15 protein-coding genes are annotated in these 18,439 nt (G+C 59.8%); 14 read left to right on the top strand and 1 reads right to left on the bottom strand.

Annotated features, from left to right (window positions below; translation table 11 throughout):
- Positions 1-195: 195 nt before the first annotated feature.
- From hpf to H0S73_RS00705, 7 genes are all read left to right on the top strand, one after another.
- A complete protein-coding gene (hpf, locus tag H0S73_RS25590; RefSeq protein ID WP_246388681.1) occupies positions 196-543 on the top strand; it encodes a ribosome hibernation-promoting factor, HPF/YfiA family in 348 nt (115 codons plus the stop codon).
- Entirely contained in the window at positions 434-745 is a 312-nt protein-coding gene (locus H0S73_RS26215) for a GreA/GreB family elongation factor (RefSeq protein WP_343058172.1), read from the top strand. Before hpf ends, H0S73_RS26215 begins: the two co-directional genes overlap by 110 nt.
- Before the next feature lie 191 nt (positions 746-936).
- Positions 937-1,452 carry an adenosylmethionine decarboxylase gene (gene speD / locus H0S73_RS00725; protein WP_181050343.1) on the top strand — a complete coding sequence of 172 codons (516 nt, stop codon included), beginning with the start codon at positions 937-939 and terminating at the stop codon, positions 1,450-1,452.
- Entirely contained in the window at positions 1,449-2,333 is an 885-nt protein-coding gene (gene speE / locus H0S73_RS00720) for a polyamine aminopropyltransferase (RefSeq protein ID WP_181050341.1), read from the top strand. Before speD ends, speE begins: the two co-directional genes overlap by 4 nt.
- A gap of 71 nt (positions 2,334-2,404) precedes the next feature.
- Positions 2,405-2,869 (top strand): RidA family protein, encoded by a 465-nt coding sequence (locus H0S73_RS00715; protein ID WP_181050340.1) that lies wholly within the window; start codon positions 2,405-2,407, stop codon positions 2,867-2,869.
- 373 nt (positions 2,870-3,242) lie between these two features.
- The gene (locus tag H0S73_RS00710; RefSeq protein ID WP_181050339.1) at positions 3,243-5,951 is read left to right on the top strand and encodes an Ig-like domain-containing protein; all 2,709 of its coding nucleotides are present in this window, start codon (positions 3,243-3,245) and stop codon (positions 5,949-5,951) included.
- A 139-nt stretch (positions 5,952-6,090) separates the two neighbouring features.
- A complete protein-coding gene (locus H0S73_RS00705; RefSeq protein WP_181050338.1) occupies positions 6,091-8,277 on the top strand; it encodes a CHASE2 domain-containing protein in 2,187 nt (728 codons plus the stop codon).
- Positions 8,278-8,402: 125 nt separating this feature from the next.
- Here the strand turns inward: H0S73_RS00705 and H0S73_RS00700 are convergent, their stop codons facing one another.
- A complete protein-coding gene (locus H0S73_RS00700; protein WP_181050337.1) occupies positions 8,403-9,344 on the bottom strand; it encodes an ArsR/SmtB family transcription factor in 942 nt (313 codons plus the stop codon).
- A 158-nt stretch (positions 9,345-9,502) separates the two neighbouring features.
- Between H0S73_RS00700 and H0S73_RS00695 the strand changes: the two genes are divergently transcribed.
- The 7 genes from H0S73_RS00695 to H0S73_RS00665 all read left to right on the top strand — a co-directional run bounded on the left by H0S73_RS00695 (position 9,503) and on the right by H0S73_RS00665 (position 18,385).
- Positions 9,503-11,395, top strand: a complete 1,893-nt coding sequence (locus H0S73_RS00695) for an ABC transporter substrate-binding protein (RefSeq protein WP_181050336.1) — start codon at positions 9,503-9,505, stop codon at positions 11,393-11,395.
- Between the two features lie 42 nt (positions 11,396-11,437).
- Positions 11,438-12,442, top strand: a complete 1,005-nt coding sequence (locus H0S73_RS00690; RefSeq protein ID WP_181050335.1) for an ABC transporter permease — start codon at positions 11,438-11,440, stop codon at positions 12,440-12,442.
- Positions 12,442-13,311, top strand: a complete 870-nt coding sequence (locus H0S73_RS00685) for an ABC transporter permease (protein ID WP_181050334.1) — start codon at positions 12,442-12,444, stop codon at positions 13,309-13,311. Before H0S73_RS00690 ends, H0S73_RS00685 begins: the two co-directional genes overlap by 1 nt.
- The gene (locus tag H0S73_RS00680; protein WP_181050333.1) at positions 13,308-14,369 is read left to right on the top strand and encodes an ABC transporter ATP-binding protein; all 1,062 of its coding nucleotides are present in this window, start codon (positions 13,308-13,310) and stop codon (positions 14,367-14,369) included. Before H0S73_RS00685 ends, H0S73_RS00680 begins: the two co-directional genes overlap by 4 nt.
- A 12-nt stretch (positions 14,370-14,381) precedes the next feature.
- A complete protein-coding gene (locus H0S73_RS00675; RefSeq protein ID WP_181050332.1) occupies positions 14,382-15,236 on the top strand; it encodes an ABC transporter ATP-binding protein in 855 nt (284 codons plus the stop codon).
- Between the two features lie 66 nt (positions 15,237-15,302).
- Positions 15,303-16,856, top strand: coding sequence for an arabinosylfuranosidase ArfA (arfA, locus tag H0S73_RS00670; protein ID WP_181050331.1), 1,554 nt, complete (start codon positions 15,303-15,305; stop codon positions 16,854-16,856).
- A 350-nt stretch (positions 16,857-17,206) separates the two neighbouring features.
- Positions 17,207-18,385 (top strand): acyl-CoA desaturase, encoded by a 1,179-nt coding sequence (locus tag H0S73_RS00665; RefSeq protein WP_181050330.1) that lies wholly within the window; start codon positions 17,207-17,209, stop codon positions 18,383-18,385.
- Positions 18,386-18,439: the final 54 nt, after the last annotated feature.

The following is an 18,439-nucleotide window of genomic DNA, read 5'->3' as shown; positions in this document are numbered from 1 at the left end:
GAACTGTCTGCGGTATCTGCAGGCGCCGTTTACCAAGGGCTGCGGCTCGGTGCCCCTGGTGCTTTTACGGACATGTCGAACCAGTCAGATCCAACGTTCCGCAACACGCGAGTGACGTGTCCGCGGGCCGCTCGGTGAGAGGAACGTCTCATCGAAACTACTCGAATGACATGAATCAATAAAGGAGAGATAACCATGAAGATGAGTAGCGCTGGAGCGTCGGTCAAGATCAACAGCTCCAACATCCACCTTGGTGAGGGTCTGCCTCAAAAGGTTCACGAGAAGCTCCTGCAGGTAGCCGGGAAGTACTTCGGGCATCTGAATCACGCGGCCGTCGGGTTCAGCCGCGAGGGACATTCCTATTGCTGCATCATCAACGTTCAGGTCGGCAATTATAGGGTGCTTATTGCAGAGGCATATGCTGCCGACTGTCATGATGCTTTCGAGCAGGCTCTCGGGGAGATCGAAAAGCAATTGCGCCGGAGAAAGCACAGAATGCTTCATGCAGATCGCGGGCATATGTCAATGCAGGCGCATGTCTAAGCCTTTGGGGCCGGGTTGTCCCCCGGCTCCTTATCTGGATGAGGAGAGCATCTCTGGCCTTCACGATGACATGACAGGTCGGAAGCAAACGGTTTCCCTCGCTTACCCGCACGAATCCGGCCCTTCCAAGCGCAGGGTCTCGATGTTGACGCCTATCGGCACTGCGCTCATCGGGAGGCCTGTCGAGAGCCCGACTGATTAGACCACACGCACCGGGGAGCTCAAGCGATTGACAGTACGCCAGGTGCGCGAGTCAACTGCCCTGCAGCGTCAAACCGTGTAGGCACTCCGAAGTCAATTTAGCGAAACGAATTGCTTGCCGTGCGGCCTTTGCCGGCCGAGCGCCCTCCTTTTTTGCTACAACCGGCAGAGCTCCTGCCAACGGAGAAATGAATGGCTGAATCCAAACGCCTCAGCGTGGTCGCGAAGGCTGGCTTGCGCCCGCCAGCGCATGGCTTCGAGAGCCCTATAAGGCATGCCGACAGGACGAAAAATACTTTCACTTTGCCAGCTTCCGCATGCATAGATGACGGTCGCCTCGATCATTTCGTTCAACGCGATGGCATGTTGTTTGCCGGGACGCACCTGATTGTCGACCTCTGGCACGCGTCAAATTTGGACGACCTGCAATTGATCGATAAGGCCCTTCGGGATGCCGCAGACCGATCCGGGTCGACGCTTTTGAACATCGATCTTCACCACTTCACACCAAACGGCGGTATCTCCGGCGTGGCGGTCCTTGCCGAGAGCCACATTTCCATCCACACATGGCCCGAGATCTCCTATGCGGCTGTCGACATCTTCATGTGCGGAGCCGCGCAGCCGCACGAGGCCATTGAGGTGCTCAAAGGCGCGTTCCTGCCCGGGCATCTCACGCTCGCCGAGCACAAACGGGGAGTGATCCTATGAAGTGGTTCCAGGAGAAGCTCTACGGCCATCATAAGCAGATGCTCTCCATGAGCGCCGTACTATACCATTGGCGGACCGAGTTCCAGGATGTCCTGATCTTCGAAAATCCAGTCTTCGGCAAGGTGTTGGTGCTCGACGGTATCGTGCAGCTAACCGAGCGCGACAACCACATCTACCACGAGATGATCGCCCACGTGCCACTGATGGCGCATGGTTCTGCGCGGGACGTACTGATCATCGGCGGCGGCGATGGCGGTACGCTGAAGGAGGTGCTGAAGCATCCAGTCGATCGCGCTACCCTCGTTGAGATCGACGGTGAGGTGATCGACCTGTCGCGGCGTTTCCTACCGGACGTATCGGGCGGTGCGTTCGATGATCCGCGCACTACCGTTCTGGTCATGGACGGCACGCGCTATATCGCGGAAACGGCGACACAATTCGATGTCATTGTCATCGATTCGACGGATCCGCTGGGGCCAGGGGAGAAGCTGTTCACACCGGCCTTCTACAGGGCCTGTCGCAGCCGGCTGCGGCCCGGTGGGGTGATCGCTGTCCAGAGCGGTGCGCCGTTCTTCCAGCCCATGGAGCTGGATCAGGTGTGCGGGCGCCTCGCTGCATCTTTTGCCGGGGTGCGGCCTTATTTGGCTCCTGTACCGACCTATGCCGGGGGCATGCTCGCGCTTGTCGCGGCGGGGGCGTCCAACGATGTACTGCGGCCCCCATGCAAGGTCTTGCGGGAGCGGTTCGGGGCACTCGACGGAAAGACCCGGTACTACACGCCCGAGGTTCACCGGGCCGCGTTCACGCTGGCTCCGTCGCTTGCGCCATCCCCGCTGCGAGAGGGCCTGCGCCCTGTTGATTCTCTGGAAACAGTAATTTGATCCTCCGGGCCGCGTCTTGGATCAATTTAGCTCCGCCCGTCCTGCGTCGCGGAGCCTGACAGGAGGATGTTATGACTATCGTGTCACCGAGGTCGGCGACCCTGTTGCGCAGGATTGACCCGCCCAAATGGCCGAGCCCGCGCGGCTATTCACACGGGATGGCCGGCATGGGCACCCTCGTGTTCGTCGGCGGGCAGATCGCTGCCGACAATGCAGGAAGGGTAACGTCCATTGGGCTCATTCCGCAGGCGCGCCAAGCGTTGCGGAATGTGCGGACGGTTCTCGCTGAAGCAGGCGGTGCCCCCGAGCACATCGCGCAGATGACCTGGTACGTGCTTGATATCGATCACTACCGGGCGCAGCTGCGGGAACTCGGCGTCGTCTACAGCGAGATCATGGGAAATCATTATCCAGCCATGGTGCTGGTGGAAGTCTCAGGGCTGGTCGAACCGGGCGCCATCGTGGAGATCGCCGCCACCGCAATTCTTCCGGTTGTCGGCTCGTCCTCATCCTTAGGCGCCCCTCCATGCCCGTAGGACTGCTTCTGTCCCAAGGCGGCTTCTTTTCTGAATAGGAACGCTTGATGGCTAACCGACGGCCATCCGTTCTGATGACACCATATGATCATCGGCGCCTGATGCGGACGGCTCAAGAGCTCGCCGAACAGGCCTATCCGCTCGCGGCGCAACTCTTGGAGGAGTTGCGTCGGGCCGCCTTATGTGAACCGGGCCATCACCCGGAGGATGTCTTCACTCTGAACACGTTCTTGACCTACCGGATCACGGGAGCGTCCATTGCACAACATGCCCAAAAGGTCGTTATGACACGCAGTTCCGGACCTAAGATTTGATTCCCGTAGGAGGGAATGGGTTAAAGGATTATCATCGCACGAACCCAAGGGGTTCAGCTGTGCACCAATCCGGGGACGGCGCTACTGTCTTCGATATCAAGATTGACGCTGCCGAGGCAGCGAGCAGTCGTGCTGGCACCGAGCCCTCGATCCTTTTTCCTGACAAGGATATCCTCTTCTCCGCCGACTTCAGGAGGTCCGGTGACGATCTCCTGCTTGTAGGGCACAAGGCAACGGCGGTTATCCTGGACTACTTCCGGGACGGACGGCGCTTGGGTATCACGACCCCTGAAGGTGCGAGCCTCACAGGTGATACCGTCGAGGCGCTAGCGGGTCCCGATGCCTCGGGGCAATACGCGCAGGCGGGAAGTACGATGCCAACCCGGATACAGATCGGGCGCGTCGAGAAGGTGTCCGGTTCCGCGACCGTCCTGCGGAACGGCGTTTTAGTCGAATTGCGTCTCGGCGATATGGTAGCCAAAGGCGACGTCCTGCAGACGGGAGCGGATTCATCACTGACGATCAAGTTCAACGACGGAACAGTTTTCAGTCTGTCTTCCAGTGCTCGCATGGTGGTGAACGATATGGTGTACGCCGCAGATTCGAATGCGAACTCGGCGCTGCTCACTCTCGTTCAGGGAGTTATCGGCTTCGTCGCGGGGCGGATAGCCAAATCTGGCGACCTCAAGGTCGACACCCCCGTCGCCACCATGGCAATCAGGGGTACGGCCGTCCACACCGAGATCGCAGCGTTCAGTGGAACTACGAAGTTCTCTCTCCTGACCGAGCCGGATGGAACCGTGGGCTCATTCTTGCTCCTGGATAAGAATAACCCGTCCCGTGTGATCACGTCGCTATCGGACGCCCGCATTGCGACCCTCTTAACGCCGGTCCCCGGCTCCGACCCACACATTACACAGATTTCGAAGACGGCTGACGATATCCGTGGCGAGAACGCTTTCGCACGAGATATCTTTCAATTCTATTCCACGGACATCCGTCAAATCAGGGGCAGCAGTGACTTTGGTGATGCACCGATCATCCCCGTGAACCTGCCTCAGCAGATTGATCCTCCCGATCTCTCGAAGTTTGGCATCGCGCCTGTCGTCCAGCAGCGTGTCGTCGCAAGCGAAAGCACTCTTCCATTCATCACTGTGGCTCCCGTGTTGATCCGAGGTACAGCTGTCGAGGACGGCCCTCCGGCGCGGCTCGATGCCCCCATGGATGTGGGTCCATCGGCCGGGGCAAACCTGCCCTTCGTGATCCTGCCGGCCCATTTGCCTCCCGGCGTGCGGTATCTCGACGGAACACGCAGTTTCTCTCTGGACCCATCCCATCCAGCCTATCAGCACCTTGGCAGGGGAGAGACCGAGAGCGTCAGGGTGGATTTCAGCCTGCTGGTCAATGACGGCACCCGTATCCCCTCGTCGATTTCATGGACCGTTACCGGCCGAAACGATGCTCCTGCCGCAGCGAGCGATCACATCGACGGGGTGAGCGAGACGGGAGCCGGCATCCTGGCGCTGCGTTCGAACGACCGTGATGTCGACGGCGATCCACTCAACATCATCCGCTGGACGAGTCCGCTCGAAGGCTCCGTCTTCCGCAACTCCTCTGGGGATCTGGTCTTCGACCCCGGCGACGATTTCCATGCCCTGAGCGCGGGCGAAACTGCGACGGTCGCCTTCGCCTACACGGTCTCCGATGGCAAGGGCGGGGTCGATACGGCAGACGTCACCTTGAAAGTCTGCGGCACCGGGACCTTCTCATCTCCTCACCAGACAGTGTCGACCAGCGGCGTTCTCAACTACAACCATCAGCCGGTCTCCCTCTCCATCGAAGCACCATCCGCCACGACGGCTGCAAGTGCGGATCTCGACCTCATCGTCAATCTCGGGACATTTCTCCAGCCGCAGATGAATATTCTATATCTCATCGACATCTCGGGAAGCACGTCTGAACAGTTCAAGGGAGTGCCAGTCGGCGATCTCAACGGTGACGGACGTGCCAACACCATCCTGGATGCAGAGATCGCTGGCCTTATCACGTTGACGGAGCGCCTGCGAGGGATCGGATTCTCGCCTGCGGATCTCACGGTCACGATCATCCCGTTCAATGGCCGTGCCGATCCTTCCGAGCCTATCGGTGAAGACACCGTGAATGCCGAAACATTCACTCTCGGGCAAGGAGGAGAGGAGACGATTGCGAACTATTTGAAAGGGCTCAATTCCAACGGATTGACGGATTTCGCCAATGCCCTGCGAGCAGCCAACGATCGGTTGCAGATCCTAGATCAGGGGAGTGATCGGAATTTTCTGTACTTTCTTTCGGACGGGAAGGGACAGGGAGCAATCGATGTCGAACTTGCGAAATTGAACAATGCCTACAGCACGAAAATCACCGCTCTCGGCGTCGGCGAGGGCGCGGATCTCTCCCAACTGAACGAAATCGACAACACGGGTGAGGCATCGCTGCTAACGTCGCCAGACCAGATTGATATCTCTGTCCTTGGAGCGCCAGTTAAAAGCGGGGCGGTCGCCAGCGTAGACCTCTTTGTGAACGGCACGGAAATCGGCGGCATTGGCCCGGAAGATTTTGTCTCCACCCCCACCGGACTTGCCTTGGATACGTCGGTTGGAGAGTTAAGGCGCCTCTTGGGAGACAGTAATATGATATCTGCCGTTGTAACCTTTGCGAGCGGAGAGGTTTTGGCAACGGAGTTGACAATTGCAGGGGCCTTGCCCCGCTCTACGGACCAAATGCTGTGAGGGGGGCATGCAGCGATGGACTTTCGTGTTCGATCCCGTTCCTGACCATAGGGTTTAACGGGAAGTGCAATTCCATTCAAGAAAACCAATCTGCGAGGATCATCGTAGCGTATGACCACGCCTCAGCGGAGCGATGGTTGTGACCGCTCTCCCGGACAGGATGCGCCGCGTAGGAATCGGAAGGATTGTCGGCCTCCTGCTCCTCGCCGCCCTGCTAGCCTTAAGGATCTGGGATCCTGGCCCCATTGAAGCTCTTCGTCAGAGGTCGTTTGACATCTACCAGCTGATGCAGCCGCGCGCCGTGCGCCGCGACCTTGTCACCATCGTTGATATCGACGAGACGAGCCTGCGGGCATTGGGACAGTGGCCTTGGCCACGCACAGTCATGGCGGAAATACTCTCCAAGATCGTGGAGCGAGGCGGAACGGTCATTGGCTTCGATGTCCTTTTTCCTGAACCGGATCGAAGCTCGCCAGAAGTTGCGGCTGAGACATTCCGCGGGCTGGACGAAGAAACCCGGGAGACACTCCGGCGCCTGCCCGGCAATGATGCCATCTTCGCCGACGCCATTCGGATGTCGAAGGTAGTGCTCGGGCAGTCGGGGTATCGTGTCTCGGGAGCGGCGCCAATGCCGCGGCCGACGATCCAAACGGGGATTGCGATTCTCGGTACGGACCCGCGCCCGTTCCTCGTCGACTTTCCCCATCTCCTGCGCAACCTTCCCATCCTTGACTTAGCCGCTCAGGGGCAGGGCATTTTCTCGATCATTCCTGAACAGGATGGCATCGTCCGCCGTGTCCCGGTCGTGGCAGTCGCTGATGGAATCGTCGTTCCTTCACTTTCTCTCGAAATGCTGCGGGTCGCCAGCGGATCGGGAGCTATTCTGATCAAGACCGATTCCAGCGGCGTTCGAAGTGTCGGTGTCGGCGACTTCAAGATCCCGACGGACGGGAAAGGCCGTGTCTGGATCCACTTCTCGTCCCTTAAGCCGAGCAGATATGTTTCCGCTATCGATCTTCTTCAGGGCAGCGTGCCCGTCGATCGCCTTGCGGGTAAGATGGTGTTGATCGGGACCTCCGCTGCTGGCCTCCTCGATCTCAAGGTGACCCCGGTTCACCCGGCATTGCCAGGAGTTGAGTTACATGCCCAGCTCTTGGAGAGCGCCCTCATGGGAGAGACACTGAGCCGGCCGACCTATACGGCCTTCGTCGAGATCATGCTCGCGACGCTTCTGAGCTTGATCCTGATCACCCTGGTGCCAAGAGTGAATGCCGTTACTCTTTTCGTGCTCGGAGGCGCCACCGCTGCTGTAACCCTGGCCGTGTCCTGGTACTGCTTTTCGTCTCTTCGTCTCCTGATCGACTACACCTTCCCATTGATCTCGAGTCTTATTGTTTACGCTGTCCTCGTCTGCACGAATTATGTGACCGTTTCTGCGGACCGTTACCGGATCAGATCGGCATTCAGTCAGTACCTCTCACCCGAGCTGGTCGAACAGCTGGCGCAATCACCTGAGAAACTCACCCTTGGCGGGGAGCAGCGCGTATTGACCGTTCTCTTCTCGGATATCCGCGGCTTCACGGCTATTTCCGAGTTGTATAAGGACGACCCGAAAGGCCTGACGACCCTAATCAATCGGCTTTTTACCCCGCTAACCAAGGATATCATGGAACGTCGCGGGACGATCGATAAATACATGGGCGACGCCATCATGGCGTTCTGGAACGCCCCACTCGACGACCCCAGCCACGAGGTGAATGCCTGTGAGGCTGCGTGTGCCATGCTGGACAGTCTTGATGCTCTCAACGATCAGCGTCAGCGGGAAGCCAGCGATGATCAGCCGGTTCCGCCCCTCAGGATTGGGATCGGCGTGAATACCGGTCTCTGTGCCGTCGGCAATTTCGGGTCCGAACTGCACTTCAATTATTCGGTCCTGGGAGACACGGTTAATCTGGCCTCACGCCTCGAGGGAATGACAAAGCAATACGGGGTTCCGATCATCATCGGCGAGAAGACCGCACAGGCGGTCCTATCCCGGTTCGCCGTTCTCGAAATCGACCATCTACAGGTCAGGGGCAAGCGCGAGCCGCAGAGAATCTTCACAATCCTCGGACGCGCCAATGTGGCTGCAAGCCACGACTTCGCGGAACTGAACGAACGGAACGGCCTCATGCTGACCGCGTATCGCTGCCGTGAGTGGTCCCAGGCGCTCGAGATGATCCTGCTCTGCCGGGAACTGGGCAATAAATTCGGGCTCGACGACTATTATGAACTCTACCTTCAGCGCGTTCGCCAACTCATCGATACCCCGGCATCGTCCGGCTGACGACGCTGCGGCTTGGGCCCATCGAGGCAGACCGGATCGGTTGCGGACGGACCCCAACCTCCGGCCAAGCCGACATGATTACGATCTTCCGAGCGCCTAGTCTCCGCCAGCTGCATCCGGGCGCTTCACTGCTCTCTCAGGTGGATGCGCATGATGATATCTTGATCATAGTTGCCGAAGCCGCGACCAAAGATATTGATGCCGCCAGGGTGGCGGGCCGTTTCGTCGATCCCAATCCTCAAGCGAATTCCGTGGTGCTTATCGAGTTCGAGCTTATCAAGCGATATGTCGGATATTTGAACATCGTTGACCGAGGTTCCGCTCCGTGTGATCCGCCAAGTTACCAGCTTGCCGTATTGTGAGCCTTCGAGCTTCCACCAATGCGGCGTGTAGAGGCCGCGCTTGTCACCGAAGTCACTCGGCGAGATCCAGCTTCCTACTTTCACATTGTTGATCCAGAGACTGATCTCGGACGGCCAATCAAGGCTGGTTCCTGGAACCTCGGACGACAGCTCCATGACGAATTCGAGCCTGTCGATCTTGGCGCCGAGGACCTTGCCGTTGTTGGGAAACTTGTACTCAACGAAGCCCTGCCTGAACCAGATCAGGGACGCATTCATGCGGTGAGGATCGAGGAAGAGATCGGGCACGTCGAGAACGCCCAGAACCCCCTCCGTCGAACAGAGCCCGCAAGGGGCGCTCACATCGCAGCTCGTATAGAGGCCAATGGGCATAGAGACCTCGATATGGTCCTTGCCCTTCATCGGATCCTCATCGTCGAACCGGATGATGATCTCGTCGTAGCGGATCGAGCAGATCTTCTGCTGGCCCTTCGAGGCTTTGATGGTTTCCGTCTCGATGAGCCCGGCGCGCTCGAGCACCTGGACATGGGTGGCTATCGTGGATTGAGGCAGGTCCAGCGCGGCGCTGATCTCATTGACGTTGAGCGGTCCTCGCCCTCGCAGGAGCTTCAGGATTCTGATCCGCCCAGGCGATGCGATTCCCCGGAGCGTCTCGGAGCTCTCCTCCGCCACCAGGGTGAGGAATTTTCGTTTGAATGTCGACATGAGCTGTTCAACTAAAAGTTTACAGAGAGCGGGAGGCAAACTGCGTGCTGACGATATGTATCGAGACTTACGATATGTATCAATGATACTGTTGACCAATCCCAATAATTGAGGGCTAACTAAGAAAAAAGATAAAAATTGACCATGGAGGAGCGCCAATGCGAATTTTACGCCTGCTTACCGTTGCCACCGGTTTGGCTCTGGCAGCGACCACCGCAATGTCTCAAACCAATGTCCCGGGCGTACCGCGCAACGAGACCATCATTCTCGAAAACCCTGAGGGCACGATCAAGAACCCTGGATGGTTCAATATCTGGACCATCAATGCCGGCGGACAGTACACTGGCCTGCATCAGCTCGCACTTGATACGCTCTGGTACATCGATCCCGAGCGTGGACTCGACGGTGTGTGGGAAAATTCGCTTGCGGCGGAAAAGCCGATCTACAACGCGGACTTCACCGAGATGACGGTCAAGTTGCGTCCGGGGATCTACTGGAGTGACGGGGGCGAGTTCACGCCTGATGATCTCATCTACACGGTTGAGACCCAGATCAAGAATCCAGGTATGCGCTGGAGCGCCCTGCTGGCACTGAACGTCGAGAGCGTGTCGTCGCCGGAGCCGTGGACGGTCGTGTTCAAGCTGAAGAAGCCGAACTCCCGGTTTCACTCGCTCTTTACGGTTCGGTTCAACGCAATCTGGATCATGCCGAAGCACGTCTTCGAGAAGGCGGCGGATCCGCAGAGGTTCGATTTCAATCCGCCCGTGTCCCTTGGCGCCTACAAGATTCATAGCTACGACCCGGACGGGAAGTGGTACATCTGGCAGAAGCGTGACGACTGGCAGCGCACCACGCTCGGGCGTTACGGCGAGCCTGGCCCTAAGTTCGCGGCCTATATCGATCCGGGCCCGCCGGACAAGCGCGTGATAGCGCAGCTCAATCACAACCTGGACGTCGTGCACGACATCGCCCCCGAGGGCATGTTCACTCTGACCAAGCAGTCGCCGAGCCTCAAGACCTGGTTCCCGAACTTCCCGTTCGCGCATCCCGATCCGACCCTGCCGTCGGTAATCTTCAATATGCAGAATCCAGCCTTCCAGAACCGCGACGTGCGCTGGGCGCTGGCTCTGCTGATCGACGTCAAGGCCGTGTCGATGGCGTCCTATCGCGGGGCCGCGACGCTCTCGCCGATCGGAATTCCGCCGACGGGAACACATCCGGACGATTATCACATCCCGCTCCAGGAGTGGCTTGCCTCCTACGAGATCGACACCGGGAAGAGCAAGGTCAAGCCGTACGACCCGACCATCGGCAACCAGATCGCCGACATGCTGCGTCCCACTATGAAGGAGCAGATCCCAACAGATCCGGCGGAGATCAGGAAGGCGTTCGGCTACGGCTGGTGGAAGCCCAATCTGCAGGCGGCGACGGAACTCCTCGAAAAGGCCGGCTACACTAAACGCGGCAACGCCTGGTACACACCCGACGGCAAGCCGTTCTCCATTAAGCTCATGGTCGAAGGCGACAGCCGCCCGATACTGACCCGTGCCGGAACCATGATCGTGCAGCAATGGCGTCAGTTCGGCATTGATGCGAAAACGGAGGTTGCCCAGGGCACCACTATGCTGGATCGGCGCATCGCCGGCGACTTCGAGACGCTGATCTCCTGGAGCGTCGAGACCTATGGCGGCCATCCCGACCTGTCGTTCTTTCTCGACAGCTGGCACTCCCAGTTCGTCGCAGCGCCGGGCAAGACGCAGTCGCCCCGGAACTGGCAGCGCTGGAGCAATCCGGAACTCGACAAGATCATCGAGGAGGTGCGGCGGATTTCCTTCGACGACAAGCGAACCGTCGAGCTCGGCCGCGATTACGCCAAGCTCATCGTGCGCGAGATGCCGATCATCCCACTGATGGCATACAACGTCTTCACGGCCATGGATGAGACCTATTGGACAGGATATCCGACGGCGGACAATCCTTATGCCAATCCCGTGCCGAACTGGGGCAATTCCCGCTCGATGATGGTGAAATTGAAGCCCAAGCAGCCATAGCCCGCAGACAACTCCTTACTTCCATCAGACAAGGAGAGGTCCATGAAGGCTTACCTGGCCTATCTGTCCAAGCGGCTCGTGCAGTTCGCGGTCGTCGTCTTCGTCGGGATCAACATCACCTATGTGGTGACGCATATGACCCCGATCAATCCGGTCGAGCAATCGATCTCGGCTGCGACGACCTACGGGGCGACCAGTCCGGAAGCCATCGAGATGATGCGGAAGTCGCTGCGTCAGCTCTACGGTCTCGAGGGCACGCCGTGGGAACAGTACGTGGCGTTCTGGAAGCGGGTTCTGGTCGGTGACTTCGGCCCCTCCTTGTCGGCCTTTCCGACACCGGTCTCGCAGCTCATCCTGCGAGCCCTTCCCTGGACCGTCGGATTGCTGTTGGTCTCGACGCTCCTGACCTGGTTTCTCGGCAATCTGCTCGGTGGCCTCGCGGGCTACTACCGCAACAGCCGCATCCTCAAGGCGTTCGGCGTCCTGAGCATGGGAATCCACCCGATTCCCTATTACGTCGTCGCCTTTGTTCTTCTCATCATCTTCGGTTTTCTCTGGCCTGTTCTGCCGATCAGCGGCGGAGCCACGATGGCCTCGGACCGCTCCGACACCTTCGCGTTCGCTCTCGATGTCGTGGTCCACTCGATCCTTCCCGTGCTGTCGCTCATGGCTGTCGGCATCGGCGGGTGGTTCATGGGAATGCGCGCCCTCGTGTCCAACATCGTGACGGAGGACTACGTGGTCTATGCGGAGCTGGCGGGCGTCAGGCGCAGCAAGATCCTGCAGTCCTACGTGATGCGCAACGCCCTCGGTCCCCAGGTCACGGGCCTTGCGCTGCAGCTGGGAGCCATCTTCAACGGCGCGATCATCACCGAGCAGGTCTTCGGCTACCCGGGTGTCGGTTCGCTGCTCATCAGCGCGGTCCATGCTGGCGACTACAGCCTGGTGCTTGGCATCACTACCGTATCGATCGTTGCGGTCTCCGCCACGGTCCTGCTGATCGATCTGCTCTATCCGCTGATCGACCCGCGCGTGGAGGCACGCTGATGAACACGTTCAGGATTTTCCGCGACCTCTTCCGGTACAACGGAGAGTTCGCCATCGGCCTGATGCTCGTTCTGATCGTGCTGGCCGTGGCCTCCTGCTCCTTCTTCTCACCCTATCCGCCGATGGACGTTTACGTCGTGCCGCCCGATGTGCCGCCGTCGTGGGAGTATCCGCTGGGCACCACGTCACGCGGGCAGGACGTATTCTGGCAGCTGACCTTTGCGATCCGGAACACGCTTCTTTTCGGCATCGTTGTGGCGGCTCTTAGCCGGGTGATATCGCTCCTGGTCGGGCTGATTTCCGGCTACAAGGGCGGCTGGGTCGACCGGGTCCTCATGTCGATCAACGACACCTTCGTCGTTGTCCCGCTTTTTCCCATCCTGGTGCTGTTCTATTTCATCATGCGCAATCAGATGACCTGGGCGATGCTCGCCGTCATCACGGCGCTGTTAGGCTGGGCCTACGACGCACGGCTGATCCGATCCATCGCCATGAGCCTAAGGACCCGCGAATTCACCCGCCAGGCGGTGTTCTCTGGCATGAGCACCGGTAAGATCGTTCTTCAGGAGCATCTGCCGTTCGTCCTGCCGATCGTGTTCTCGACGACTATGAACAACATCAACTGGTCAATCGGCATTGAAGTGACCCTGTCGGTCCTCGGCTTCACCGACATCAACACGCCCACCATCGGCGGGATGATCTACTGGGCAAACCAGCATACCGCCCTCGTGTCGGGCATCTGGTGGTGGATCACGTTCCCGGTCCTGCTGGTGATCATGCTGTTCATCGGGCTGTTCCTGCTCGCCATCTCGATGAATGAGTACATCGATCCGCGCAGCCGCCTCAGCCGCCTCGGGGGGCAGGCATGATCGCAGAACTTCGCTCCATCCCTTCGTCCCTTGAAATTACGGCGCCGAAACCCGTCCCGCTGCTCTCGGTGGATCGGCTGAAGGCTTATTACAAGGTGAAGCTGTTCGGAATCGACCGCGAGGTGAGGGCGGTCGACGACATCAGCCTCAAGATCAACCGTAACGAGATCTACGGCCTCGCAGGTGAATCGAGTTCCGGTAAGAGCTCCCTCATCAAGACCATCGCGGGCGCTATCCGACCTCCGCTCAGGGTGGTCGAAGGCTCGGTGCGCTTCTCCTTCAAGAATGGGGAGCGGGACATCTACAGGCTGTCGCCGCAGGAATTGTCGGCGATCCGCTGGAGTCGCCTGTCCTACATCATGCAGGGCTCCATGAGCGTGCTGAACCCGGTCCGGAGGATCAAGCATGCCTTCGCGGATTTCGCGTTGCCGCATGTCTCCGCCAAAGGCGCCGACTTCACGAGCCTCGTGGAGCGGCACCTGAAGCGCCTCCACCTCGATCCCGCGGTTCTCCAGGCCTATCCGCACGAATTGTCCGGCGGCATGCGCCAGAGGGTGACCATTGCCCTCGCGACCATCTGCAGCCCGGAATTCATCATCGCCGACGAACCGACGACGGCGCTGGACGTGATCGTCCAGAAGGGCGTCCTCTCGATGATCCGGGAGATCCAGCAGGAGTTCGGATCCTCCGTCATGTTCGTGACTCACGACATGGCGGTGCACGCCAACCTGACCGACCGCCTCGGCATCATGTATGCCGGTCGGCTGGTTGAGGAGGGCAGGACCAGGGACGTGTTCAAGCGGCCGCTCCATCCTTACACGGCGCATCTGATCTCCAGCCTGCCGCGCATCGGTGACGAGGCGCCGAAGAAGGGGCTCGAAGGCTCGCCGCCAAGCCTCGCCGATCCTCCGGCGGGCTGCCGGTTCCATCCCCGCTGCCCGCTCGCCATCGACGTCTGCCGCCGCGAGGCTCCGCCCATGGTGGAACTGCTGCCCGGGCACCGGACGGCCTGTCACGTTGCTCAAGCCGACCCCGCTCGGGTCCGGCCGGACGCGTAGGGAGGTGAGCGCATGAGGCCGAACCTTCTCGACGTCGAGCACGTCAACAAGACCTTCACGAGAGGCGGTTTTGTCTCGCGGCGAGCCACTCATGCCGTGAGCGATGTCAGCTTCTCCCTCGCGGCGGACAAGCCCGAGGTCTTCACTATCATCGGGGAGTCGGGCAGTGGAAAGACGACCCTCGCAGGCATGATCCTGAACAGTCTTGCCCCCACGAGCGGCCAAATCCGCTTCAGGGGAGAGAATCTGCGCAATATCCGCAGCCGCCGTGCGCGAATCGACTTCATGAGCCATGTGCAGGCGATCTTCCAGAACCCCTTCGATGCGTTCAATCCCCTGAAGCGCGTTGACCGCTACCTGTTCAGCGCGGCCAATCGCTTTATGGAATGCCGCACGTTCGACGAGACGGCGGATCGCGTGGACGAATCTCTGCACAAGGTCGGCTTGTCGCTCGCGGAAGTGCGGGGGCGCTATCCGCACGAGATGTCGGGCGGGCAGCTCCAGCGCGTGGCGATCGCGCGTGCGCTCGTGTCCAGTCCGTCCTTGATTGTCGCCGACGAACCGGTCTCGATGATCGACGCATCGCTGCGCATGACGGTCATCAACCTGTTCAAGAAGCTTCGCGACGAATTCGGGGTCTCGATCATCTACATCACGCATGACTTGGCGACCGCCTATTACATCAGCGATCGTCTGATCATCATGCAGAAAGGCAAGGTGGTCGAGGGCGGCGACGCCCGCACGGTGCTGGCCGCGCCGCAGCATCCCTATTCCATCAAGCTTCGCCAGGCAGTCCTGTCGGTTGATGACGCCTGGCGGGACGACAGCGTCACGGGCGGCATCCCCGCGACCGCCACCGCCACCTGATCCATTCCTCAACCTATCGTTGGTTCACACAAACCGAGATCGCACTTCACTGATCGGAGTCTCCCCATGAAAGAAGCCAAAGTCACCATTGACCGCGATTTCTCCATCGCGGAAACGGATCCTCGTCTCTTCGGGGCCTTCGTCGAACACTTGGGACGGTGCGTCTACGGCGGTCTGTACGAGCCGGGCCATCCAAACGCCGACGAGCGGGGGTTTCGAAAGGACGTGCTCGAACTCGTCCGTGAACTCGGGCCGACCATCATCCGATATCCGGGCGGAAATTTCGTTTCCGGATACAACTGGGAGGACGGTGTCGGGCCCGTGGAGAACCGTCCACGCCGGCTCGATCTCGCCTGGATGTCGACCGAGCCGAACACGTTTGGAACGAATGAATTCATGGATTGGTGCCGCGCAGCCGGCGTCGAGCCCATGATGGCCGTCAATCTCGGCACTCGGGGCCCCGACGATGCGCGCCGCCTGCTGGAATACTGCAACTTCCCGGGCGGGACGGAGCTGTCGGATCTGCGCCGTGCTCATGGATGGGAGAAGCCGCACAATGTGAAGTTCTGGTGCCTGGGCAACGAGATGGACGGCCCATGGCAGATGGAGACCAAGACTGCCTGGGAGTACGGGCGCATCGCCTCCGAGGCCGCCAAGCTGATGAAGTGGATCGATCCGACCATTGAACTCGCAGCCTGCGGCTCCTCCTCGCGCAACATGCCGACCTTCGGCACCTGGGAGGACACGGTGCTCGATCACTCGTTCGATCACGTCGAGTACATCTCCCTGCACACCTACCTGAACAACTACGCGGACGATACGCCGGCCTTCCTGGCGAGCCCGGACCTGATGGACAGCTTCATCGAGGAGGTCGTCGCCATCGCGGACGCGGTCGCCGCCCGGCGCCGATCGGCCAAGCGGATCATGCTGAGCTTCGACGAATGGAACGTCTGGTACCGGACCCGGCGCAAGAACGAAGGCCGGGTGAAGCTCGGTTGGCCCGTCGCGCCCCAGATCCTCGAGGAGATCTACAACATGCAGGATGCGCTCGCCTTCGGTGGCGCCTGCATCTCCCTGCTCAACCATGCGGACCGGGTGAAGTCGGCCTGCCTGGCGCAGCTGGTGAACGCCATTGCGCCCATCATGACCGAGACCGGAGGACCCGCCTGGCGTCAGACGATCTTCTATCCGTTCAAGGACATGAGCACGCTCGGCCGCGGCACGGTGCTGCAGACGAAGGTGAACTCGCCCACCTACGAGACCACATATTACGATCCGCGCGGAACGTCCGACCTGCGGTTCCCGATCTCGGAGGTGCCCTATCTCAAACTGTCGGTGGTTTACAACCACGACGAGAATTGCATCACCATCTTCGCGCTCAATCGCAGCCTCGACGCGACCCTGTCCATGGAAGCGCTTGTGCGCGGCTTCGAAGGCCTTGCGGTCAAGGAGGCACACCAGCTGCGTAATGACGATTTGATGGCCGTTAACACCAAGGACTCACCGGATACCGTCACGCCCGCTCCTCTGGAGGGTGTCGAGATCTGGGGAGAGCAGGTGCGGGCCAAGCTCGCGCCGGCCTCATGGAACGTCATCCGCTTGGCGGTTCAAAAGCAGTAAGGACTTGAGCGAAGCCGCCACGGTTTATCTTGGCCGGCTTCGTCAACGTGCCGCGCATCAAGGGCCGTCACGACGCGATCCTGCCGCAGCCTCTGCGCGGATTACGTCGTGACGGCGCTTCAGGCGGTGCGGGCCATTGGCTCGTGACTCCATCGAATCCCCAACGTCGGCAAGTTGTCCGGTGCGACGATCTGCCGTCTGAGGGCAACTCGCTTGAGGGGCCTTGTTGGCAGGTCTGCTAAGTCGCACCGAACCCATCTTCTCGTCCCGTCAGTTTATAGCTAAACAGTGTCCCATGAGCGTGCGGGACAGCGCATGCACAACAACCATAACCATATTTCGGGCATAGAATGAGTTCTCCTAGACCTTCCAAGACGCCGCATCACGATCATCACGATCACGATGACATCATCTACCCGCAGGTCATCCCTTTTCTCCTCGTCCACGCGGTGTGCTTTGCAGCTCTTTGGACCGGCGTGACCCGGGAGGCGGTCGTGCTCGGCATCATCCTGTACTGGCTACGGATGTTCGGGATCACGGCCGGCTACCATCGCTACTTCTCACACCGCTCTTACACCACGAGCCGCGTGTTCCAGTTCGTCCTCGCCTGCATTGCCCAGAGCTCGGCCCAGAAGAGCGTGCTGTGGTGGGCCGCCAAGCATCGGCACCACCACCTGTTCTCAGACACCGAGCATGACGTGCATTCACCCCGGCACACGGGCTTCCTCTTCGCCCATGTGGGCTGGATCTTTGCCCGAAAGCATGACACGGTCGATCTCGTGAAGGTCGGCGACCTGACCAAGTATCCGGAGTTGATGTGGCTTCATAAATACGAGCTGCTTCCCGCTATCATCCTTGCCGTGATTGCATTCCTAATCGCGGGCTGGCCGGGCCTCATCGTTGGCTTCTTCTGGAGCACGGTGGCGGTCTATCATGCTACCTTCTGCATCAACTCGCTTGCCCACGTTCATGGTTCGAAGCGCTATGTGACGGGTGACGATTCCCGCAACAACTGGCTGCTGGCCTTCTTCACCATGGGCGAGGGCTGGCACAACAACCACCATGCCTATCAGGCCAGCGTGCGTCAGGGCTTCCGCTGGTGGGAAATTGATCCGACCTTCTACATCATCAAGACGCTCTCCTGGCTTGGCGTGGTGTGGGACCTCAAGAGCCCACCCGAGGCGGTGCGCAGGAACGAGCAGAAGCTCGGCTCACGGGTGATCGACAGGGCGGCCGGTGATCTTATGGCGACGTTCAATATCGAGAACATTGCCACCAAGTTGAGCCATGTTCTGGAAACCACCCCGAGCCTCGCCGATCTGCGGGCGAAGCTCGTGACGGCCGAGCACAAGGCCCATGAGGTTCTGGCCCAGGTTCATCTGCCTCATCTTCCAACGAGGGACGAGGTTTGGGCGCGAGGCTCAACCATGTTCGTGAAGACACAGTCGTTGGATGACATCGTTGAGCGAGCGCACCGGTTGATCCTGGAAGCTGTCGGCTCGAAGTTGGCTCGCCCAGCAGCCTATTAGGAACCGCAAAGGGCCGCATCGGGCGGCCCTTCCGTTACCGGCGCTTCAGCACGA

The sequence above is a fragment of the Microvirga mediterraneensis genome (genome assembly GCF_013520865.1).
In the GTDB taxonomy this organism is placed as follows: domain Bacteria; phylum Pseudomonadota; class Alphaproteobacteria; order Rhizobiales; family Beijerinckiaceae; genus Microvirga; species Microvirga mediterraneensis.
Note: the sequence above shows the minus strand (reverse complement) of the source record. Positions and strands in the feature narration are given on the sequence as shown.